Origin of the sequence: Paenibacillus sp. PsM32, assembly GCF_030433815.1 — a bacterium.
Classification (GTDB): domain Bacteria; phylum Bacillota; class Bacilli; order Paenibacillales; family Paenibacillaceae; genus Saccharibacillus; species Saccharibacillus kyungheensis.
The window spans coordinates 22,581-45,404 of sequence record NZ_JARUWY010000006.1 but is presented as its reverse complement, the minus strand read 5'-3'; the positions used below and the strand labels follow the sequence as shown (position 1 = coordinate 45,404).

19 protein-coding genes, 1 tRNA gene and 1 other RNA gene are annotated in these 22,824 nt (G+C 41.1%); 3 read left to right on the top strand and 18 right to left on the bottom strand.

Translation table 11 applies throughout. The features are described from left to right. Positions 1 to 324: 324 nt before the first annotated feature. The 10 genes from ssrA to QCD85_RS13150 form a co-directional block, all read right to left on the bottom strand. Positions 325 to 689, bottom strand: a transfer-messenger RNA (tmRNA) gene (ssrA, locus tag QCD85_RS13195). A gap of 383 nt (positions 690 to 1,072) precedes the next feature. Beyond that, on the bottom strand, positions 1,073 to 1,555 hold the full coding sequence (smpB, locus tag QCD85_RS13190) for an SsrA-binding protein SmpB (RefSeq protein ID WP_273614400.1): 483 nt from the start codon (positions 1,553 to 1,555) through the stop codon (positions 1,073 to 1,075). A gap of 175 nt (positions 1,556 to 1,730) precedes the next feature. Further along, the gene (gene rnr / locus QCD85_RS13185; protein WP_301262888.1) at positions 1,731 to 4,496 is read right to left on the bottom strand and encodes a ribonuclease R; all 2,766 of its coding nucleotides are present in this window, start codon (positions 4,494 to 4,496) and stop codon (positions 1,731 to 1,733) included. A gap of 425 nt (positions 4,497 to 4,921) precedes the next feature. After that, a complete protein-coding gene (gene secG, locus QCD85_RS13180; protein WP_069325812.1) occupies positions 4,922 to 5,152 on the bottom strand; it encodes a preprotein translocase subunit SecG in 231 nt (76 codons plus the stop codon). A 340-nt stretch (positions 5,153 to 5,492) separates the two neighbouring features. Continuing rightward, entirely contained in the window at positions 5,493 to 6,797 is a 1,305-nt protein-coding gene (eno, locus tag QCD85_RS13175; protein WP_204826913.1) for a phosphopyruvate hydratase, read from the bottom strand. A gap of 81 nt (positions 6,798 to 6,878) precedes the next feature. Further along, positions 6,879 to 8,423 (bottom strand): 2,3-bisphosphoglycerate-independent phosphoglycerate mutase, encoded by a 1,545-nt coding sequence (gene gpmI, locus QCD85_RS13170; protein ID WP_274171288.1) that lies wholly within the window; start codon positions 8,421 to 8,423, stop codon positions 6,879 to 6,881. Continuing rightward, positions 8,424 to 9,176 carry a triose-phosphate isomerase gene (gene tpiA, locus QCD85_RS13165; RefSeq protein ID WP_204826911.1) on the bottom strand — a complete coding sequence of 251 codons (753 nt, stop codon included), beginning with the start codon at positions 9,174 to 9,176 and terminating at the stop codon, positions 8,424 to 8,426. Between the two features lie 104 nt (positions 9,177 to 9,280). Continuing rightward, on the bottom strand, positions 9,281 to 10,462 hold the full coding sequence (locus tag QCD85_RS13160; RefSeq protein WP_273614397.1) for a phosphoglycerate kinase: 1,182 nt from the start codon (positions 10,460 to 10,462) through the stop codon (positions 9,281 to 9,283). A 134-nt stretch (positions 10,463 to 10,596) separates the two neighbouring features. Continuing rightward, positions 10,597 to 11,601, bottom strand: coding sequence for a type I glyceraldehyde-3-phosphate dehydrogenase (gene gap, locus QCD85_RS13155; protein ID WP_273614396.1), 1,005 nt, complete (start codon positions 11,599 to 11,601; stop codon positions 10,597 to 10,599). A 131-nt stretch (positions 11,602 to 11,732) separates the two neighbouring features. Further along, a complete protein-coding gene (locus QCD85_RS13150) occupies positions 11,733 to 12,764 on the bottom strand; it encodes a sugar-binding transcriptional regulator (RefSeq protein WP_069325818.1) in 1,032 nt (343 codons plus the stop codon). Between the two features lie 250 nt (positions 12,765 to 13,014). On the opposite strand from QCD85_RS13150, the gene QCD85_RS13145 reads away from it, so the two are divergent. Together QCD85_RS13145 and clpP are read left to right on the top strand one after the other, a co-directional pair. Continuing rightward, positions 13,015 to 13,089, top strand: a tRNA-Arg gene (locus tag QCD85_RS13145). A 357-nt stretch (positions 13,090 to 13,446) separates the two neighbouring features. Beyond that, entirely contained in the window at positions 13,447 to 14,043 is a 597-nt protein-coding gene (gene clpP / locus QCD85_RS13140; RefSeq protein ID WP_273614395.1) for an ATP-dependent Clp endopeptidase proteolytic subunit ClpP, read from the top strand. Between the two features lie 158 nt (positions 14,044 to 14,201). Here clpP and QCD85_RS13135 read toward each other — a convergent pair whose 3' ends face one another. Continuing rightward, a complete protein-coding gene (locus tag QCD85_RS13135; RefSeq protein ID WP_301262887.1) occupies positions 14,202 to 15,359 on the bottom strand; it encodes a PdaC/SigV domain-containing protein in 1,158 nt (385 codons plus the stop codon). Positions 15,360 to 15,714: 355 nt separating this feature from the next. Next, positions 15,715 to 16,476 carry an SIMPL domain-containing protein gene (locus QCD85_RS13130; protein WP_301262886.1) on the bottom strand — a complete coding sequence of 254 codons (762 nt, stop codon included), beginning with the start codon at positions 16,474 to 16,476 and terminating at the stop codon, positions 15,715 to 15,717. Between the two features lie 294 nt (positions 16,477 to 16,770). Here QCD85_RS13130 and QCD85_RS13125 point away from each other — a divergent pair, with 294 nt between their 5' ends. Then, on the top strand, positions 16,771 to 17,232 hold the full coding sequence (locus QCD85_RS13125; protein WP_273614392.1) for a stalk domain-containing protein: 462 nt from the start codon (positions 16,771 to 16,773) through the stop codon (positions 17,230 to 17,232). 72 nt (positions 17,233 to 17,304) lie between these two features. Here QCD85_RS13125 and QCD85_RS13120 read toward each other — a convergent pair whose 3' ends face one another. The 6 genes from QCD85_RS13120 to trxB all read right to left on the bottom strand — a co-directional run bounded on the left by QCD85_RS13120 (position 17,305) and on the right by trxB (position 22,821). Then, the gene (locus QCD85_RS13120; protein WP_069325823.1) at positions 17,305 to 17,574 is read right to left on the bottom strand and encodes an HPr family phosphocarrier protein; all 270 of its coding nucleotides are present in this window, start codon (positions 17,572 to 17,574) and stop codon (positions 17,305 to 17,307) included. A gap of 148 nt (positions 17,575 to 17,722) precedes the next feature. After that, positions 17,723 to 18,661: a DNA-binding protein WhiA gene (gene whiA, locus QCD85_RS13115; RefSeq protein ID WP_204826904.1), complete on the bottom strand. Its 939-nt coding sequence runs from the start codon at positions 18,659 to 18,661 to the stop codon at positions 17,723 to 17,725. Between the two features lie 5 nt (positions 18,662 to 18,666). After that, positions 18,667 to 19,659 carry a gluconeogenesis factor YvcK family protein gene (locus QCD85_RS13110; protein ID WP_204826903.1) on the bottom strand — a complete coding sequence of 331 codons (993 nt, stop codon included), beginning with the start codon at positions 19,657 to 19,659 and terminating at the stop codon, positions 18,667 to 18,669. 12 nt (positions 19,660 to 19,671) lie between these two features. Continuing rightward, entirely contained in the window at positions 19,672 to 20,565 is an 894-nt protein-coding gene (gene rapZ / locus QCD85_RS13105; RefSeq protein WP_204826902.1) for an RNase adapter RapZ, read from the bottom strand. Positions 20,566 to 20,616: 51 nt separating this feature from the next. After that, entirely contained in the window at positions 20,617 to 21,564 is a 948-nt protein-coding gene (locus tag QCD85_RS13100) for an ROK family glucokinase (RefSeq protein WP_273614390.1), read from the bottom strand. A 303-nt stretch (positions 21,565 to 21,867) separates the two neighbouring features. Further along, entirely contained in the window at positions 21,868 to 22,821 is a 954-nt protein-coding gene (trxB, locus tag QCD85_RS13095; RefSeq protein WP_273614389.1) for a thioredoxin-disulfide reductase, read from the bottom strand. Positions 22,822 to 22,824: the final 3 nt, after the last annotated feature.

Genomic DNA, 22,824 nt, shown 5'->3' with positions numbered 1-22,824 from the left:
GAAACAACTCTGGAATAACAATGTTAAAGGAAAAAATTAAGAAAAATACTTGTATAAATACATGTTATTTCTCTAAATCTCGACTATTTCTTAAGAGTTCTTATCTGATTTTTAATCTACTCATTATTAGCTATTCAACTTGATTTGAAAAGCAAACGTATTATAGGAATGATTTCATTGCGAGTACGATGAGGCAGTAACTTATGGTCAAAAAGCGAAGTTGAAAGCAAATATTGCAATAATAAGGTTCTATAAACCGTTAACAAGCAATGTCTACTTTTTAAGACATAGAAAAACCCAGCCCTTGTGGGGGCTGGGTTTTCAGTATGGAGGCGAGGGGAGTCGAACCCCTGTCCGAAGGCAACGTTACATAAGCTTCTACGGGTGTAGTGACAGATTTGATGTCACCCTAGGAACTCCCTGTCACCGGATTCCCTTTGGGTCAGCCTGGTTATCTTATTCAGCACACCTCAGGCGGAGATGTGACAGCGTAGCCCACTATTAGTTGGGCCCTCGTCCTGGCACATGGGCGATGCGAGGGGAGAGCACGCTCACAGGTTATTAAGCTGCGAAAGCGTAGTTAGTTTGTTGTTTGCCGTTTAATAGGCTTTAGCGTTGATAAAGCGGACGCGTCCCCACTACCCGCTACCCATGCTCGAACTACCCCCGTCGAATCCATAAACGCCCCCTTAATCAAAAGGGTGCTGGATTAGAACGGATCACATGAGTCTCGTTATCCGAATATACAGCAACAGTCTTTCCCTCCATAAGAAAGAACTGTAAAGTGTGTCATGTATCAGCAATATGCTGTTTCTACTGAAAGAATATACAACGACCACAGACTATGAGTATACCACATTTTAGGCTCTGTGAACAGTTGTGCAAATACACGAACGTTGTTCTGAGATCCATATAATGTTGTTCCTCTAGCCATTATCTGCTCTGTGAGCCAGAACGTACTAACCTCATCGCTGATTCATACCAGCTTCACTATCCATTTACCCATCTGCCTGTTAATTGTAACTAACTCACTACAAAATGATGATGACTTCGCTTTTCAACGTTTACTGACTTAACGAGAAACCTTCTGATTATCCCGTAGTGCGCGTTGAATATCGCGATCCGCATCTTTTTTGGCAGCAGACGCACGTTTATCATGCTGTTTCTTACCTTTTCCTAGACCGATCAATAGCTTGGCATACCCGTTGCGGATATAGATTTTGAGCGGAACGATGGTATACCCGTCTCGCTTGGAAGCACCGATCAATTTGCTAATCTGACCTTTATGCAATAGCAGTTTACGAGTACGTGTCGGATCGGTTGGATTCGCACGATTGCCTTCTTCAAAAGGACTGATATGCATATTGTGCAAAAATACTTCGCCATTACGAATCGTCGAGAACGCATCTCCGATATTGGCTCTTGCCCGGCGCAATGATTTGATCTCTGTTCCGGTTAAAACCATTCCTGCTTCATACGTATCTTCGATAAAATAATCATGTGATGCTTTTTTGTTCTGTGCAAGAACTTTACTTTCACCCTTTTTAGGTGCCATAAGGGTTCACTCCTTTATAAACGGATTAGTTAACTATGACTTATGTTATACCTTGCAGATTTACTTTGTTATCTATACTTGTCTACCTATCATTTTAAATAAAGACCGGCATTTCTTTATCCTCTCTCCTCATTCTAAGGTATACAGAGAAAGAAGAAAGCCGATCTATCGTTATTTATTCAGGTTTTTGCTCGGTAGATTTCGGTTTACGTTTGCGTGGACGACTTTTTTTCACTTCGCCACCTGTTTTACCTGTATCGACTTTAGCCGAAGACGTTTGGATATTGCCTGCTTCTGGATCGAATACAGGGCCTTCTATCTTTTTGCGTCTTGGTGCCGGGCTACCTTTACGCTTTTTGCTACTTTCGACAGGGCTGTTATAGCCGCCTTTTCCTGAACCGAAGTTAAAGTTACGAGAATTGTCTTTACCCGAACTTTTCGGAGCATTGGTCGAAATGCCTTTCGCTTTTTTAGGCTTACCTTCACCTGCATTGACAGCTGTCGTACTGTCTGGGTTGCGTGGTTGGGTAGTCGGTACATTTACCGCAGTCGTCTGACCGGAAGCTGCCGCAGATGATTTACGTTTGCGTCTGCCTGGCTTTTTACTGCCTGTATCTGTAGTAGGCGCTACCGAAGTGCTAGGAGCTTTGGTCGCTTTGGCAGCCTTCGCTGCTTTACCGAATTTCGCCGCTTTACTAGCTGCTTTGTTTTTACCACGATCTCCGCCACGTCCACCTCTACGCTCACCATCTGGACGCGGGGAACGAGTACCACCACGATCTGCACGCTCAGGACGATTGCTTTTCGGCATATCTTTGAGCTCAAAGTCGATCGTATGATCTTCCATATTCACGCGGGCTACACGTACCGTAATTGCATCACCGATACGATAGATTTTGGAAGTACGTTCACCAAGCAAGATCATTTGTTTATCGTCAAAATGATAATAATCGTCGGTCAGCATCCCTAAGCGGATCAGACCTTCTACTGTATTATCCAGCTCGATAAACATACCGAAGCTTGTCACACTGCTGATAATACCTTCGAATTCTTCGCCCACTTTATCCAGCATGTACTCTGCTTTTTTCAGTTGATCGGTATCACGCTCTGCATCGACAGCCACACGTTCACGTTCTGAAGATTGTTGCGCAATATCTGCCATACGAGAATTAAGGTAATCCTGGCGCTTCGGCTTCAGCTTCCCACCATTTTCGATCACTTCACGAATCACGCGGTGAATAACCAGATCGGGATAACGACGAATCGGCGATGTAAAGTGACTATAATAATCTGCGGCTAGTCCAAAGTGACCTGAACTGTCTGCGGAATATTTCGCTTGTTTCATCGAACGAAGCATCATTGTGCTGATCACTGTTTCTTCTTTTTCACCTTTGATATCTTGCAACAATTGTTGCAATGCACGTGGATGAATATGATCGCCTGTTCCTTTGATCACATGACCAAAGTTCGAAGCGAATGCTAAGAAGTTCTGTAATTTCTCTTGATCTGGATTCTCATGAATACGATACAAGAAAGGAACTTGAAGCGTACTGAAATGCTCGGCTACCGTCTCATTCGCTGCTAGCATAAACTCTTCGATAATCTGTTCTGCTACCGAACGCTCACGCTTCACGATATCGATGGGTCTACCTTTTTCATCTAAAATAATCTTCGCTTCGTCAAAATCAAAATCAACTGCGCCACGACGAGCACGCATTTCACGTAACTGCATCGCCAATTCACGCATTAATTTGAAATCTTCGACAAGCGGAGCATAACGTTCTAACAATTCTGGATCTTCATCTTCCAAAATTTTGCGTACATTCGTATAGGTCATACGCTCTTTGGTTTTGATCACACTGGTAAAGATTTCATGCTTCACGACTTTCATATGCTCATCGAATTCCATTTCGCATGAAAGGGTAAGGCGATCTACCTGTGGATGTAGACTACAGATACCATTGGACAAGCGATGAGGTAGCATAGGAATCACGCGATCCACTAGATACACACTACATCCGCGGTTGTAAGCTTCAATATCGAGCTTAGAGCCTTCTTTGACATAGTAGCCTACATCTGCAATATGAACGCCCAGACGGTAATGTCCGTTGTCTAGACGCTCTACATTGACCGCATCATCCAAGTCTTTAGCATCTTCGCCATCGATCGTTACGATATTTTTGTCGCGTAGATCACGTCTACCTTGTTCCACGATCTCTGCATCTGTAATAGAATCAGGAGCCGCTTGCGCTTCGTCCATAATTTCATCAGGGAATGATTCTGGTAATTGATGCTTGCGAATAACAGACAAAATGTCTACGCCTGGATCATCTTTGTGACCCAACACTTCAACGATTCGTCCTTCTGCTGCTGCTCTGCCTTCTGGATAGCTGACGATTTCAGCAACCACTTTTTCCCCTTCAACTGCGCCACCGAATGACTCTTTAGGCACAAAAATATCGCGGTTAATCCGCTTGTCATCAGGGATAATAAATCCGTACGTATCAAGTCCTTGAAATACACCAACGATGCGTGTATTTTTGCGAGTAATCACGCGGACTACTTCGCCTTCCATACGACCACCTGTCGTACTGCGAGAAGTGACTTTCACAAACACGATATCACCGTTCATTGCCGTTCCCATATCATTGGCATTGATGTAGACATCGCCATGCTCTTTTTCCTCAGGAATCAGAAAAGCAAATCCTTTAGCATGGGCTTGAATACGTCCACGAACCAGATCCATATGTTCAGGTAGACCATAACGATGAGACTTGTTCTGCACGATCACTCCTGTGTGCTCAAGTTCATTTAATATTTTGACCAATTCTTTAAAATCAGAAGCCGCTTGAATCTCTAACTGCTGCTCCAACTCTTGATAAGTCATTGGTTTATAATCGATACTCTTTATTACATCTAATACTTGTTGTTCAGTAATCATATCATTTCACCTCGGACGACCTTCAGGGTAAGCTTATGTTCCCTTCTTGATCCGTATGTACAACTGTATGCATTGTAGCGTTTAGTATACTCATACCCTAGTATACACTAAATTAATCTCACTCATTCAATTCGCTTCAAATATTCAGTTGCCTGTATTGATCTGTATAAAAAAAGAGGGCAGTTCTATTATCCCCTCCTTGGTTGGGAATAACAAAACTGCCTGAAAAGTATTGCACATCATGGACTTCGGTCTTACATGTCTTGCATGGGAATAATGGACAAGCTCGGGAACAATTCCAAGTATAGTTCCTTTATATGAATTCTCTATGAACAATCACTAACCAAAGAACAATATTTTGCCTAACATATAAAAATCGCCTGAACCGGTAAAATGATGCTCTACCGAATCAGGCGATTCATGATTTAACTAAAGACCGCTACAAGAATAGCTAAAACAAAAAATCCAATAGCTAGACCTACTGTTGTACGTTCCAACACCAGTTCCATTCCGCGCGCTTTGGTTTTACCAAAAAGATGTTCCGCACCGCCGGAGATGGCACCAGAAAGTCCAGCACTTTTACCTTTTTGAAGTAGAACAATAACGATCAACCCAACGGAAAAAATCATGAGCAGTACTTTCAAAGTCAATAACATGAATTCCACCTCCTCAAACGAATACGCCGAACATCTATCGTTATCATATAAGAACAATAGCGATTGACTATCACTATCGTATGTAATAATCGTATAGAAAACAGCATTCTTATTTTAGCATATTTTTCAAGTAAAAAGCAATCTTTTTACTCCGATATGTATGATTAAGTAAGTTTTTGAAGCTTACTCTTCTTTTTTACGTGTCAACATATTCATAATCTTAGCCAACACCTATCTATAAAAAAACAACCACCCGGCATGATACCGGATGGTTGTGATCTATCTTTTGACCTTTGATCATCTTCTTCTAAAAGAATCTGAATCCAAAGTTAAAAGTCAATTATTTAGTCAAGCCTCTGTGTGCAGTCAAGTTGTAGAAAGATTTAAGACCATCGTATTTAGCAAGGTCACCCAATTGATCTTCGATGCGAAGCAATTGGTTGTATTTAGCAATACGGTCTGTACGTGAAGGAGCACCTGTTTTGATTTGTCCAGCATTTGTCGCTACAGCGATGTCAGCGATTGTGCTATCTTCGGATTCACCAGAGCGGTGAGAGATAACAGCTGTGTAACCAGCGCGTTTAGCCATTTCGATCGCATCAAATGTTTCAGAAAGTGTACCGATTTGGTTAACTTTAACAAGGATAGAGTTACCAATACCTTCTTCAATACCACGACCAAGACGCTCAGTGTTTGTTACGAACAAGTCGTCACCAACCAATTGAACTTTGTCTCCCAATTTCTCAGTTAACAATTTCCAACCTTCCCAGTCATCTTCAGAACAACCATCTTCGATTGTAATGATTGGGTATTTATCAACCCATGAAGCCATCAAGTCTACGAACTCAGCAGAAGTGTATGATTTACCTTCGCCAGCAAGTTCATATTTACCGTTTTTGTAGAACTCAGTAGAAGCAACGTCCATACCCAAGAATACGTCAACACCTGGTTTGTAACCAGCTTTTTCGATCGCTTCGATAATAGAAGTCAATGCTTCTTCGTTAGATGTGAAGTTAGGAGCGAATCCACCTTCGTCACCTACAGAAGTGCTAAGTCCTTTAGCTTTCAATACAGATTTAAGGCTGTGGAAAATCTCAGCACCTGTACGAAGAGCTTCTTTGAAGCTAGGAGCTCCAACTGGCAATACCATGAATTCTTGAACATCAACGTTGTTATCAGCGTGCTCACCACCGTTGATGATGTTCATCATTGGTACTGGCAATTGTTTTGCGTTGAATCCGCCCAAGTATACATACAATGGAAGGTCAAGAGCATCAGCAGCTGCACGAGCAGTAGCCATAGATACTGCAAGAATAGCGTTAGCACCCAATTTAGCTTTGTTAGGAGTACCATCCAATTTGATCATTGCTTTATCGATACCCAATTGATCCAAAGCATCCATACCAATGATTTCTGGAGCGATGATTTCGTTAACGTTCTCTACTGCTTTAAGAACGCCTTTACCCAAGTAACGAGATTTGTCTTCGTCACGAAGTTCTACAGCTTCATGAGCACCAGTAGATGCGCCAGAAGGAACGATAGCGCGACCCAAAGCGCCAGATTCCAAGTATACTTCAACTTCAACTGTAGGGTTACCGCGGGAGTCAAGAACTTCGCGTGCATAAACATCAGAAATAATAGTCATGGTTAAATGTTCTCCTTTTAAATCGTTATTTTAGATCATACATGATCATTACATTTTAAGTCATATCTTTATAGCGAGCAATTACTTACGGCTGTTGACAATAGATGTACCTGTCATTTCTTCCGGCTTAGGTAATTGTGCAAAATCAAGAATGGTTGGAGCGATATCGCCTAAGATACCACCTTCACGCAAAGTAACATTTTTATCTGTGACGATAAATGGTACAGGGTTTGTTGTATGTGCCGTCTGCGGACGACCCAATTCATCAATCTCTGTCTCAGCGTTACCATGGTCAGCAGTAATTAGGGCTACGCCACCTTTAGCTAGAATCGCATCTACGACTCTACCTACACACTCATCTGTTGTTTCTACCGCTCTGATTGTAGGCTCTAGCTTACCAGAGTGACCTACCATATCAGGATTAGCAAAGTTCAAAATGATAACATCTTGACGCTCTGCTTCAATCTCAGCGATACAAGCATCTGCTACTTCACGTGCACTCATTTCCGGTTGTAGATCATACGTAGCGACTTTAGGAGAGTTAATCAAGATACGAGTCTCACCTTCAAGTTCTACATCACGACCGCCACTGAAAAAGAATGTAACGTGCGGGTATTTCTCAGTCTCAGCAATACGCAATTGTTTTTTGCCATGCTGTACTAAGACTTCACCAAGCGTGTTGCTCAGATCTTTAGGGCCATACGCTACCGTTCCACTTACTGTATTGCTGTATGTGGTTAAGCATACATAGTACAGGTTTTTCGGTTGTGCATGTCCACGATCGAATCCTTCAAATGCTTCTTGCGTAAAAGCTTGAGATAATTGAATTGCACGGTCAGGACGGAAGTTCAAGAAGATGATTGAATCTCCATCACTTACTGTACCGACTGGTTTTTCTTCACTATCCACAATAACAGATGGTTCAACGAATTCGTCAAATACTGAATTTTGGTAAGAAGAAGAAATTACGTTTTCTGGATCTTTGAATGCCGGACCTTCGCCAAAAGCGATAGCACGGTAAGCTTTTTCCACACGTTCCCAGCGTTTGTCACGATCCATTGCATAATAGCGGCCTTGAACGGTAGCAATTTTACCTACGCCCACTTCTGCTATTTGAGCAACCAATCGTTCCATATAACGTTTACCGCTATCTGGTGATACGTCGCGTCCATCCAAGAATACATGAATCAATACATCATGGAAGTCTTCGCGTTTAGCCATATCCAGTGTAGCGAATAAATGATCGATATGACTATGTACACCGCCATCGGATAACAGGGTGAACACATGCAATTTTTTGCCGTTTGTTTTTGCATTTGTAAATGCGCCAACCAACGCTTCATTTTGGAAAAAGTCTCCGTCACGAATCGACTTAGAAATACGAGTCAAATCTTGATATACGATACGGCCTGCACCGATATTCAAGTGACCTACTTCCGAGTTACCCATTTGCCCTTCAGGCAGACCTACAGCTTCACCGCAAGCAGTTAGTGTAGTGTGTGGGTATTCGCTTAGATATCTATCATAATTCGGTTTTTTCGCTTGAGCAACGCCGTTGCCTTCTACTTCTGCGCGCAGACCGAATCCGTCCATAATGATTAGTGCTACTGGTTTGGGTGCTGACATTTACTTCGCCCCCTCAACGAGCTGAATGTAAGAATCAGGTTGCAAGCTTGCGCCGCCGACAAGTGCGCCATCGATATCGCTTTGTCCCATGTACTCCTTCACATTCTCCGGTTTCACGCTACCGCCGTATTGAATACGAACTGCGTTAGCCACTTCTTCGTTGTATAGACCTTTAACCAATTCACGAATATAAGCGATAACTTCATTCGCATCTTGGGATGTAGAAGATTTGCCTGTTCCGATTGCCCAGATTGGCTCATAAGCGATTACTGTTTCTTTCGCTTGGTCTGCACTTAATCCGACAAAAGCACCTTCTGTTTGTACTTTACATACTTCTTTAGTTTGGTTAGCTTCACGCTCTTCAAGCTTTTCACCTACACATACGATAGGAGTCAAACCATGACGGAAAGCAGCATGTACTTTTTTATTAACGATTTCGTCTGTTTCAGCAAAATATTGACGACGCTCAGAGTGACCGATGATTACATAGTCCACACCAAGATCTTTCAACATTACGCCACTGATTTCGCCAGTGTAAGCACCATTGTCTTCAAAGTGAAGATTTTGTGCACCGATTTTGATAGAAGTTCCTTTTACTGCTTCAACCAAAGCAGGAAGATTAGTGAAAGGAGCGCAAATTACGCTTTCTACGCCATCTACTTCTGCTTTGCCTTTGATATCTTCAATAAACGCTTTTGCTTCAGGAACGGTTTTGAACATCTTCCAGTTCCCTGCAATAATTGGTGTTCTCACTGCGATATCACTCCTTCTGTTTGCATAACTACAGTGTTCTGATCGAAGCCACACTGAAGTGCTTTGTACAATCCAAAGCACTCAAATCTATATACATTTTAAACTTATTTATCGTTCAATGCCACAACGCCTGGAAGAGCTTTACCTTCCATAAACTCTAGGGAAGCACCGCCACCTGTAGAGATATGGTCCATTTTATCAGCCAAGCCGAATTTCTCTGCTGCTGCTGCGGAATCACCGCCACCAATGATAGTGTAAGCTTCAGTTGTTGCACATGCTTCTGCTACTGCTTTTGTACCACCAGAGAAAGGTGCGATTTCAAATACGCCCATTGGTCCGTTCCATACAACCAATTTGGAGTTTTTGATTACATCAGCATAAATTTCACGAGTTTTAGGACCGATGTCTACGCCTTCCCAAGCTGCTGGGATTTTATCAATAGTTACGATATCTGTATTAGCATCTGCGCTGAAATCGTCAGAAACAACGATATCTACTGGAAGATACAATTTTTTACCTAATTTTTTTGCTTTTTCCATGAATCCAAGTACAACATCCAATTTGCTTTCGTCTAGAAGAGATTGTCCTACTTCATGACCTTGAGCTTTGAAGAATGTGTAAGTCAATCCACCACCAATAATGATGTTGTCTGCAAGTGTGATTAGGTTATCGATAACATCGATTTTGTCTTTTACTTTAGATCCACCTACGATTGCTGTGAAAGGACGTTCTGGGCTAGTCAATGCTTTACCCAATACATCTAATTCTTTCTCCATCAAAAGACCAGATACTGCTGGCAAGTGGTGTGCAATACCTTCTGTTGAAGCATGCGCACGGTGAGCTGCACCAAATGCGTCATTTACGAATAGATCAGCCAATTCTGCAAAAGATTTAGCTAAGTCTGCATCGTTTTTCTCTTCACCAGGGTAGAAACGTACGTTTTCAAGAACTAAAACGTCGCCCTCTTTTAATTCAGCGATTTTTGCTTTTACTGCATCGCCAATAGCTTCGTCAGCTTTAGCAACCGGTTGACCTAGCAATTCAGATAGACGCTCTGCTTGTGGAGTTAAGCGTAGTGATTCAACCACTTCACCTTTAGGACGACCCATATGACTTGCAAGTACAACTTTTGCACCTTTTTCAACTAGATATTGAATTGTTGGTAAAGTTTCACGGATACGTTTGTCATCTGTGATTTTACCGTCTTCCATAGGTACGTTGAAATCTACACGTACAAATACCACTTTACCTTTTACTTCTACATCACGAACACTTTTCTTATTCATTATATTGTTCCTCCATGCCCTGAATTTTGATTAACGAGCAATTTAAAACAGATATTCATTTAGAAAAAGCGGAAACACAAGAAACCTGTTTCCGCTTTATGGAATTAATATTTATTTCAGTTCACGAAAGATTCTTACGCTTTGTTAGCGAAGTACTCAAGAGTACGAACCAATTGTGCAGTGTAAGACATTTCGTTATCGTACCAAGCTACAGTTTTAACCAATTGGTGGTCACCAACAGTTAGAACACGAGTTTGAGTAGCATCGAATAGAGAACCGAAAGTCATACCTTTGATATCAGAAGATACGATTTCGTCTTCAGTGTAACCATAAGTTTCAGCATCAGAAGCAGCTTTCATAGCAGCGTTAACTTCATCAACAGTAACTTTTTTCTCCAAAATAGTTACCAATTCAGTAAGGGAACCAGTTGCTACAGGAACACGTTGTGCTGCACCATCCAATTTACCTTTCAATTCAGGGATAACCAAACCGATTGCTTTAGCAGCACCAGTTGTGTTAGGAATGATGTTTTCAGCAGCTGCACGAGCACGACGGAAGTCACCTTTAGCATGTGGAGCATCCAAAGTGTTTTGGTCGCCAGTGTAAGCGTGAATTGTAGTCATCAAGCCTTCTACTACTCCGAATTGATCTTGCAATGTTTTAGCCATAGGAGCAAGACAGTTCGTTGTGCAAGAAGCACCAGAGATTACAGTTTCAGTACCATCAAGAATTTCATGGTTTACGTTATAAACGATTGTTTTCATTTCGCCTGTAGCTGGAGCAGAGATAACAACTTTTTTAGCACCAGCTGTTAAATGTTTCTCAGCTGCTTCTTTAGTTGTGAAGAATCCAGTACATTCAAGAACGATATCCACACCAAGATCTCCCCAAGGAAGTTCTTCTGGGTTACGGTTAGCTAGAACTTTTACTTCTTTTCCGTTTACTTTGAAGAATCCGTCATGAACTTCAACTTCGCCGTCAAATTTACCTTGAGTTGTATCATATTTCAACAAGTGAGCCAACATTTTAGCGTCAGTCAAATCGTTAATTGCTACTACTTCAATACCTGCTACATTTTGAATACGACGGAAAGCCAAGCGTCCAATACGTCCGAAACCATTAATACCAACTTTAACCATGAGTTAATTCCTCCTAGAGATAGTGTATTTAATTTATTTCAAGACATACCTTATAAAAGGCATGTCAAGACAACATTATAGAGTAAATCTTGTGTGCCGACTGCTAGACGTTCGAAAATGAAGCAAAAGGACTAGTCTAGTTCTTTCACAATTTCTCTAGCAGCGGCTTCGTCAATGACCAGAATATCTTCCTGACCGAATTTGAGTACAGCATGAATCGATTTGGCTTTGCTACGACCTCCAGCAATACCGATAACCACTTCCGCTTTGGAAATATCATCGAGCTGAAGTCCCATCGTTAACATCTGGTGCACCGTCTCACCCTGTTCATTAAAATAATGACCGAATGATTCAGCAACAGCTCCAGCGGCATGAATTTCTTCCGCTGCCTCGGGTTCAAGTCTACGGCGACGCACCATCTCCATCGCATCTCCAATTCCATGCATGATGATACGTGCTTTACGAATCAGACCGACAATTTCGCGGATATTCTGATCCTGATAAAGCAATTCATAAGCATCTTCACGCAATAAATCTGGAATATGCAACAATCGATATTGTGCGCCTACACGCTTTGCCATAGTGGAAGCAATCGAATTCGCCTGAAATTCCATACTCTCTCCAAGTCCGCCTCTTGCCGGTACGAACCAGGCATTCTTGAGAGGTGCCGGTATGGATGGACTGAGTTGCTCAGCGACTTCAGCTAATGTAAAGCCTCCTGTAACAGCAACGACATCGTCCTCACGGATGACACTGAGCAGCGCTTTGGCTCCTGCTCGTCCAAGCTCTTGCTTAGCCATAATAGATATGTCACTATCACCAGGAACGACAATTACTTGTCTCAACTTATAGAAAGTGCGAATACGTTCTTCCAGATTCGATAATCCAAGCAGTTCCTGAATAATAGGTTCAAGCTCATCAAGCAATTGCTTGCCTGCTTCACTAACCTTCATTCCCGTACTTTCAATCTCAAGTAACCCTTGCGATTTGAGAAGATCGGTCTCTGCACGTAAGACGCGTTCAGTCATATTAAGCGATGTGGCGAGTGATCTTCTTCCAACCAGCCCTACCATCATAACCTGATGCAGAATCGTATATCTTTTTTTGAGTACTTCGGTGAGATCGGGCAGAAGCTGCTTTTGTATTTCTAATATTTTCCGCATGCATTCCACTCCTGCAACTTATCTCGCTCAGTGTTCATTATATCCGCGATTCTTAATGGACTCAAAATGTCCCGGCATAACTTTTTAAGTCCCACGTCTATCTTAACCAATTTTTCATGCAGAAGCAAGTTTTTAACACAACTATTCTGTGAGAGGTTGATGTTATCGTTTTTATACGTGATTTCCTCCCAAGCCAACTTGCTTTTTATAGGTGGATATCCTATAATCAATCGTACTGCTGTTTTGATGTGCGCCCGTGGTCCAATGGATATGACGTAGGCCTCCGAAGCCTGAGATCCAAGTTCGATTCTTGGCGGGCGCGCCATTTATATTTTTAATTTCATTATCTTTTTTACATAAGTAATCGGTATGATCGAATGCCTTTTGATATGTTCTATCATATCTAAGAACTATTTGCGCAACATTAAGTAATTGACTTATAAATGCAGAACACCCTTTAACCAGCCTATGCTGGTTATTTTTATACCCAAATTTTGGTTGCCCTCTTCTTCATTAACCGATTTTACTGATGTTCCTACACTTTTGGTCAGGATAGTTTGACTTTCTTTGACTTTTGATTCGAATTATCCTATAATGTGGTAAGAACAATGAGTATCTTCTAATACAATATTTGATCTATAATTAATCTATTATGATGTACAACTTTGAAGGAGGGTTTCTAGTGAGTTATATTCCAATGGTCGTTGAACAAAGCAGTCGTGGAGAACGTGCCTATGACATTTACTCTCGTCTGTTAAAAGACCGCATTATTTTTCTAGGTTCTGAAGTTAATGATGTTGTAGCTAACGCGATTATTGCACAAATGCTGTTTCTGGAAGCCGAAGACCCGGAGAAAGACATCCACCTATATGTTAACAGTCCAGGCGGTTCGATCACTGCGGGGATGGCTATTTACGATACAATGCAATTTATCAAAGCTGATGTATCTACTATCTGTGTAGGTATGGCTGCAAGTATGGGTGCATTCTTGCTTAACGCTGGTGCGAAAGGTAAACGTTTTGCTTTGCCTAACAGCGAAATCATGATTCACCAACCACTTGGTGGCGCACAAGGACAAGCAACAGATATCGAAATCCGTGCTCGTCGTATTCTTAAAATGCGCGACAAATTGAACAAAATTCTAGCAGACCGTACAGGTCAACCGTTGGAACGTATCGAAAAAGATACAGACCGCGATTACTTTATGACTGCTGCTGAAGCACAAGAATATGGCATAGTTGATAAAGTGATTGAAAATACACCTCCACAAGGGGTATAATTTTACTCCAGCATGCTGGAACAACACGCGAAAAAGCCTCCGGGATATAAACCGGAGGCTTTTTTGTATCCTTTTTTATAATAGTCAGTCTAATAACTGCTACATTTACTTCATAATATTGCAATTACTCTATCATCCGATCACTTATATTATCAAAATTAAGCTTTGTACGCATCCAGTGGATTTACACCTGTAGGTAACAATTTTTTGAAAGTAAATGAGAACTCTGGTGTACCTGCTGCATATGGTGCAATTTCGTACTGTTGGAAATAGATTGTTAGTCCACTATCTGTTAAATAATATCCTTGATTAGCAGCAATTCCTTTAAAACTATCTGCAAAGTAAAGATCTTCTTTTTTGATTTCAGCATTAATGACTTTGTCGATGTCTTTACGATAATTGCTATTGGATTTGAGTAGATCACTCAATTGAATTTGCTTACCGTCTTTCAACGAGAATGTCATCCCAGTTAGCGTAGCCCCGCCATGTGCACCACCGAGAAATTCATAGTCGTTTACTAACACACTTAATACACCGTTACGATTATAAGTTACTTTATAACCACTATCTATTTCATATGTCATAGCTGAATCTTTAGGAGGAGCTCCTAATTCTTTAGCTTGTTTTTGTGTTTGTTCCAAATAAGTTTGCGCATGAGCTTTGAAAGCTTTATTAATAGCTACTTCAGCTTCTGAATTGTCCAAACCAGATATGACTGGATATTTAATATTGATCTCTGTATAGCTGTTCGTTTTGGTCGGTTTTAGAGTAGCTGTTGTTAGTTCAATATTATTCATGCCTTCTTTTGTTATATTTACAGTACGTGTAGCACCATTCCATACCGCACGATATCCGAATTGATCTGTAACTGCTTTGATAGCTACATAAGAAGTACCATTGACTATTTTAGCGTCATAACTATCTCCAACCGTACTACCATTTAAGGTAACAAATACACCGTCATTTACATCTGCTCCTAGAGCAAATGATGCTTTATTTTTGTCTTTTGTCACAGTAACTGTTTTCTCTTTAGCATTGTACGTTACTGTAGCCCCGATTGCTTTGGCTGTGTCTTTTAAAGGAAGTAGCGAACTACCATTTGGACTCACAATCCCTGTTGTAGCGATCGCTTTTCCTTCTACTTGTACATGAATAGCTGATTTAGCAGTAGACGATGTTGCAGCCGCCGCTTGTACTGTATAAGAAGTTCCTGGTAGAACAGCTACCGTTCCTACAGTAGCCATCGTTGTTGCTAACAGAAACGCAGAGATTTTTTTTAAATGTGCTTTAGATGTATTGTTTTGATTCGTGTTCATTCATTATCTCTCCTTTAACATTATGTATCATGTTATATTTGGTTTAACCTTCTTTATTATATCCTTAACATTTATCAAGAGATTTACAAATCACTCAATATCAATTTACAACATAGTCACGATTGCCCTACTAAAAATGATGAAACTGTAAAACATTTTTAGGTTTTTCTGCTGAATATCAAAAAAACGTTTATCTTGCTCATGTAGATATTGAACAAGATAAACGTTTCTAATTTGAGGACTGCTCTGCTTTAGTAAACTTCTACTATACTGAAACGATACGTAGATTTGCACGTATAATTAGTTACAATTCTGATTATTTTGCTCTAATCAGATTCATTCACGCTTCAATCTGTTAATTCATAGCATACTGCACGTTAAGTGTAGCATTCAATTCAATCGTACCTGGCTCAATATTTGTACCGGCAGCATCAGGAGTATCCAGCGCTTTAGCACTTTGTTTTTCCATATATACAACAGGTGGTGCACTTACACCTGGATCACTTACGGACAACAAGCTTCCAAGTGAAAGGTTTGCTGCTTTTGCAATCGATTGAGCTCTTACTTTTGCATTAGACATTGCTTTGGCAATGACTTGCTCTTGATAGGTATCTTCATTTTCGATCCCAAAGCTAACAGAACCGATATTGTTAGCTCCTGATTTAGCAGCAGCATCCAACAATGAACCTAATTTGTCCAAATCACGATAAGTCACTTGCAAACTATGATATGCCGTATAACCTGTAACTTTTTGCGGGTCTTTACCGTTATAATCATAGTTGGGTTGTACATAGAATTGAACACTCTCAATATCCGCGTTTGGAATTTTCCATTCTCCTTTGAGCAAAGTATTCAATTTTGCCATTTTCTCAGCATTTGCTGATTGGGCTTTGGCAGCAGTCGTTGAAGTTGTCTGTACTCCGATCGTTAGATATGAGATGTCTGGTTTGACTGTTAACTTACCTGTACCACTCACATTAATCACACCTGGTGCTGTTGTAACTGCCGTTTCCGCTGCATAAGTTGTATGACTAGGCAGTGCTACAAACGCACTCATACCAGTTAGTAATGTACCTGCGAGCATCAATGAAGCTAGGGATTTACTTGTTCTTTTCATTTTATTCACTCCTTAATTGGTTGTACCTACTAAACGATAAGGAGCAAATAAAAGTTGCATCATTGATTATTTGAGCGATTATGGAGAGAGGAGTTGTTTTTCAAACTCGGCCGAAAAATAGAGAGAGATCAGACAAGAGCGTATGTATTTCACACAACAAGTTGAGCATTGTTCAAGTTCATCGTGACAAGTTAGATTATTTTTTTTATAATCTCATATAATCCCACCATTATGGACTTTAGCGCTATAATGAGTACACGAGATCGGGAATAATAGAATGAGGGGAGAGTCACCATGTCAAAAAACAAATATCTATGGAGTTCCATTTTGCTTATGATGAGTATTCTAATTTTTAATACAACAGCCGTTCAAGCTGCCACTCCAGCCAAGCCGCGTGAAGTGAAGTTAGAATGGAATGGAACACGCCTTCCGCAAAATGGTCTTTTGATCGGTGGTAATACGATGATTCCAGTCGTTATGCTACGTGACTCTATAGGAATGACGTTACGCTATGAATCTGGCGTCAAAACATATACGTTATTACAAAATGATGATCAGCTCGATATGATCATGAGCAATTCTGGCGTAACGATGCGTCTGAATAATCATCAATGGAATGGGCCTGATGCTACAGTGGTCAATGGACGGATGTATATTCCATTTGCTGTATTGCGAGATGGCTTCGGATATCAAAGTTCATGGAATGCGTTTCAATTAAAATTGAACTTTGCTAAAAAAGGCATTTTTCTAAGCTAATTGATGCTAACTATACAAAAAAACCGCCACAGCAATCTGTGACGGCGTGCCCTCCATATCGCTATGGGGGGCTTATTGGTTTTCTAATTCTTCTTTGCTTACTAGACTGACTAAAGCGTTTACAGCAGATTCTGAATCTGCGCCTTCAGCACTAATGTATACTTCAGTGCCAGAGCTGATTGCAAGGCTCATAATGCCCATGATGCTTTTAGCATTCACTTTTTTATCATCTTTTTCAACAAAAATCTCTGAAGAATATTTATTCGCTTCCTGTACAAACAATGCTGCAGGTCTTGCGTGTAATCCCGTTTTCAATCGAACAACAACCGGGTGTTTTGTCATGAGATCGTTACCCCCTATAATACATATTCATTACATCTATTGAGCGTGCATACGCAGCTCACAGTGTTTAATACCATGTTCATAACACTATACCATTATAGCACGCACCGTACTAGAAAAAAATAAAGCTTACGTGAGATTATTTTATTCAAGCATAGTGTTCATTGCGCATCTTTTCAGCCATCTCGTCTAATTTGCGTAGTCGATGATTGACGCCAGACTTACTGACTCCACCTTTAAGCATTTCGCCTACTTCTTTGAGATTCATATCAGGATGTGCTAGACGAATCTCTGCTACTTCACGCAATTTATCAGGCAATTGTTCAAGTCCAATACGGCGCTGAATAAATTTGATGTTATCAATCTGACGAACTGCTGCACCAATCGTTTTGTTCAAGTTAGCTGTCTCACAATTTACGATACGATTTACGGAATTACGCATATCTCGCATAATACGAACATCTTCGAATTTGAATAGCGCTTGATGAGCTCCGATAATACTCAAAAACTCAATAATTTTTTCGCCTTCTTTGATATACAAAATAAATCCTTTTTTGCGTTCAATACAGCGAGCATTCAATTCAAATTCATTCGCAAGATCAACAAGCGCCTGACATTGTTCTTCGTACATCGATGCAATCTCCAAATGATACGATGATCCTTCTGGATTGTTGACCGATCCACCTGCCATAAAAGCACCGCGTAAATAAGCACGTTTACAGCAGTTTTTGCGTACCATTTCCGTATTAATGCCCGGAGTAAACATAAATCCTTCAGACACAATTTTGAGTGTAGTCAGAATGCTTTGTACACCCATCGGAATACGAACAATGTAGACATTATTTTTTTTGAGACGCATTTTTTTACGCACCAGTAATTCAGTATGCACAGCAAAATGCTTTTTGATCAGGGAATAGATCCGTCTTGCGATAGCGGCATTTTCAGTAGAAATATCCAAAATCACTTTCTTGTTGGAAATTTGCACTGAACCATTCATCCGTATAAGCGCAGACAGTTCTGCATGTTCACAACAGTCATCAGCCTCTACCATCGTTAATTCTTTTTTCGTCTGCGCCGCAAATGACAATGGACTCACCCTTTCGATAACATAGATTTTTTAACTTGTTCATAAATATGATGACTTAACTTATCTGCATCATGACGAAGATAGGTTCCATAGAGCACCAGTTTGTCTGCAATAACTTTGTATCCGAGCGACTCCACCGTTTCCAGATCCAGGATTACTGGCTTCGCTCCTTGTTCGGCATACCGTTTTTGCATTTTCAAAGGAATAGGATCGTTATTCACAATCACATAATCAAATAAGCGATGACCGACATGCTCATAGATCGCATTCAAATGATCACTTACTGTATAATGATCTGTTTCTCCCGGCTGTGTCATCACATTGCAGATAAATAATTTGAGCGCATTTGAATTCAATATCGCATCTGCAAGCTTATGCACAAGCAAATTGGGCAACAGACTCGTATACAGACTGCCAGGTCCGATCAGAATCGCATCTGCCTGCTGAATAGCGAGTACCGCATCAGGCAATGGTTCTACATGATCAGGTTCTAAAAAAATGCGTTTGATTTTTTGACCGGCTTCAGGAATCTTCGACTCCCCAGTGACGATAGAGCCATCCTCCATCTCGGCGTGTAGAATAACAGCCTGTTCTGCTGCTGGAAGCACTTGTCCTCGCACAGCAAATACACGACTCAATTCTCGAACAGCAGTCACGAAATCACCCGATATGTCTGTCATTGCTGCCAGAATCAGGTTACCTAAGCTATGACCTGCAAGTCCTTCGCCTTTTTGAAAACGATATTTGAGCATCTCTGATAAAAGAGGTTCTACATCCGCCAAAGCGGTGAGTACATTACGAATATCACCCGGAGGCGGCATTTTTAGTTCGTCTCGAAGAATACCAGAACTTCCACCATCATCTGCTACAGTAACGATAGCTGTAATATCCAGTGGCTTTTCTTTGAGACCTCTAAGCATTACCGACAACCCGGTGCCACCACCCATAACCACGATTCGCGGACGAACCACAGGTAAAGTGGGTTGTGAAATAGACATATCTTTCACTCCTTAATGCCGATCGCGATCAGCATCCCTATGACTAACACGTACAGTTTCTGTTTCGCTTGCGCCAAGCATACGACCCAGATATTCAGAGATCGCAACAGAACGATGCTTACCGCCTGTACAACCAATGCCTATAATAACCTGGCTTTTGCCTTCATTCCGGTAATGAGGGATTAAGAAGTGCAACATATCTAATAATTTAGTCAGAAAAGCTTGTGTTTCTGGCCATTTCATTACATATTCGTACACATCACTATCCTGTCCGGTATGCGGCCTTAGATGGTCAATATAGTGAGGATTAGGTAAAAAACGAACATCGAAAATGAGATCGGCATCAATCGGAATACCATATTTGAAGCCAAATGAAGTTACATTAATCGATAACCGATTGGATTCCAAATGAGAAAAACGAGCAATGATTTTCTCTTTTAATTGAGCAGGCTTGATAATACTTGTATCTATAATCTGAGTCGCAGATGTTTTGAGATCATCTAACATTTGACGTTCTAAACGGATACCATCCAGCGGCATACCTTCAGGCGCTAGCGGATGCCGGCGTCTGCTTTCTTTATACCGCTGAACCAGTACCGAGTCGCTAGAATCCAAAAATAATATTTCAGAATGAATCGTATAGTGGTTTTTGATATAGCTTAGGGATTCAGACAGAGCAGCAAAAAATTCACGTCCACGTAAATCAATTACAAGTGCAACTTTACCGATTTTACCATTGGATTGCTCTATTAATTCAGCGAACTTCGGAATAAGTACAGGTGGCAAATTATCTACACAGAAGAATCCAAGATCTTCAAGACTCTGTACAGCAATCGTTTTGCCTGCTCCAGACATTCCGGTAATAATGATCATTGTTGCTGTCGATGAATTTTCGCTTTTGCTCATGCTCAAGTACCCTCCCTTTAACGACTCTAGACGTTGATATGATAGTTATAATTAACGCAACAATAGACCTGCTGCTCCAACAATCCCTGCATCGTTACCAAGCTTCGCAGGAATAATTTCTACTCCACGTTGCAACGGTTCAGGTGTCAATTCAGCAAACACTCTACGGATTTCATTGAACAAAATATCGCCAGCTTTGGACACGCCGCCACCGATAATAAAGCGTTCTGGATTCAATGTTGCTGCTACAGCAGCCATCGATTTACCCAAGTAAAAAGCAGCCCGATTGATAATACGGATACTCACTTCATCGCCTGCTTTGGCTGCATCAAAAATATCTTTTGCCGATACTTTTTCGATTGCAGATAAAGAAGTATGGTCGCCACGTTCTACTGCTTCTACCGCCATACGTACAATACCTGTTGCAGAAGATACCGTTTCAAGACAGCCCATTTTGCCACAACCACATTTAATCGCTTCCAAATCAGGCACAACAGAAATATGACCGATCTCTCCTGCTAATCCTGAAAATCCTTGATAAATATGGCCATTCACAATAATACCGCCGCCTACACCTGTACCTAATGTGTAACAAACGCAATCGGTAATGCCTTTACCTGCTCCACTCCAAGCTTCGCCCAGTGCAGCTACGTTAGCATCATTATCGACACGAATCGTTTTGCCCAAACGTTCTTCCAAAATAGCACGGATCGGCACATTCTGAAAATTGATGTTAGGAGCCATCAAAATAACGCCAGCACGCACATCGGTGAAGCCAGCAACACCAGCTCCAACACCTACGACTTGATCCCACTCATACGGCGATTGCTCTACGATATAACGTACATATTTTTCAATATTCCCGATAACCGCATCTGAGCTTTTTTCTTTTTCAGTCGGACCTTCGTACGTATGGAGCAATTCTCCTTCTTGATTGCAGATACCTACTTTAATAGCTGTGCCGCCAAGATCAACACCAATATAAATATTTTCAGACATATGACCGATCCACCTTTTCCATTCAAAATTTAATAGTTCGTGATTTATAAAATCTCTAACCATTACTATGATTATACGTAATTGTATCATCCTTTGAGTGATTCGAAAGTAAACAAAATGATGACTTTTTGTCATAGGAATATGATTAGGTTTGGATATATAAGATAGAACATGCTTCTGATGAATGTACGTATCCCACTATAAGCGAACCTTAGACTCTGGTCAAGCGAACCCGTGGCTCTGTTGTCTTGTCTAATATCGCCAAAAAGGGAGCCATCATGGCTCCCTTCTCCATTGGTGTTCTTACTCGTTCAGTGATTCGCTCCAGTCGTGTACCATACTGCCTTCAAGATACTTCTCACAATCCATTGCCGCCATACAGCCACTACCTGCTGCTGTGATCGCTTGACGATAACGTGTATCTTGCACATCACCACAAGCGAATACGCCCGGGATATTGGTTTCTGTTGTGCCTGGAGTAACCATAACATAACCATGTCCGTCAGTATGAATTTGCTCGCCCAAGAAACCGGTATTCGGTGTATGACCGATCGCTACGAATACGCCATCTGCTTCAATGATTTCTTCTTGTCCTGTTTCATTGTTTAGCACTTTTAGACCTTTAACACCCATACCATCCGCTACCACTTCAACCGGTTTGCGGTTTAATTGCCATTTGATTTTAGGATTGTCTTGTGCACGATCTTGCATGATTTTGGAAGCACGTAGTTCATCACGACGATTGACTACTGTTACTTCTGTCGCAAAACGAGTCAAGAAGCTTGCTTCTTCCATCGCTGAATCGCCGCCACCGACAACAATTAGTTTTTTACCACGGAAAAAGAATCCATCACAAGTCGCACATGTACTTACACCGCGTCCTACATTATCTTGCTCGCCTGGAATACCCAAGTATCTTGCAGAAGCACCTGTAGAAATAATAACAGACTCAGCTTCTAACTCGCCCATGCCTTCTACTTTTATTTTGAAAGGACGTTGAGAAAGATCTACATTTTCTACCCATCCTGATTTGAATTCTGCACCAAAACGTTCTGCTTGCTTACGCATGTTGTCCATTAATTCAGGTCCCATAATACCTTCTGTAAAGCCCGGGAAATTTTCTACTTCTGTGGTTGTAGTTAATTGTCCACCTGGTTGTAGACCTTCAATAATCAAAGGTTGTAGATTTGCACGAGCCAAATAAATAGCTGCTGTTAATCCAGCAGGTCCTGTACCAATAACGATTGTTTTATACATAAA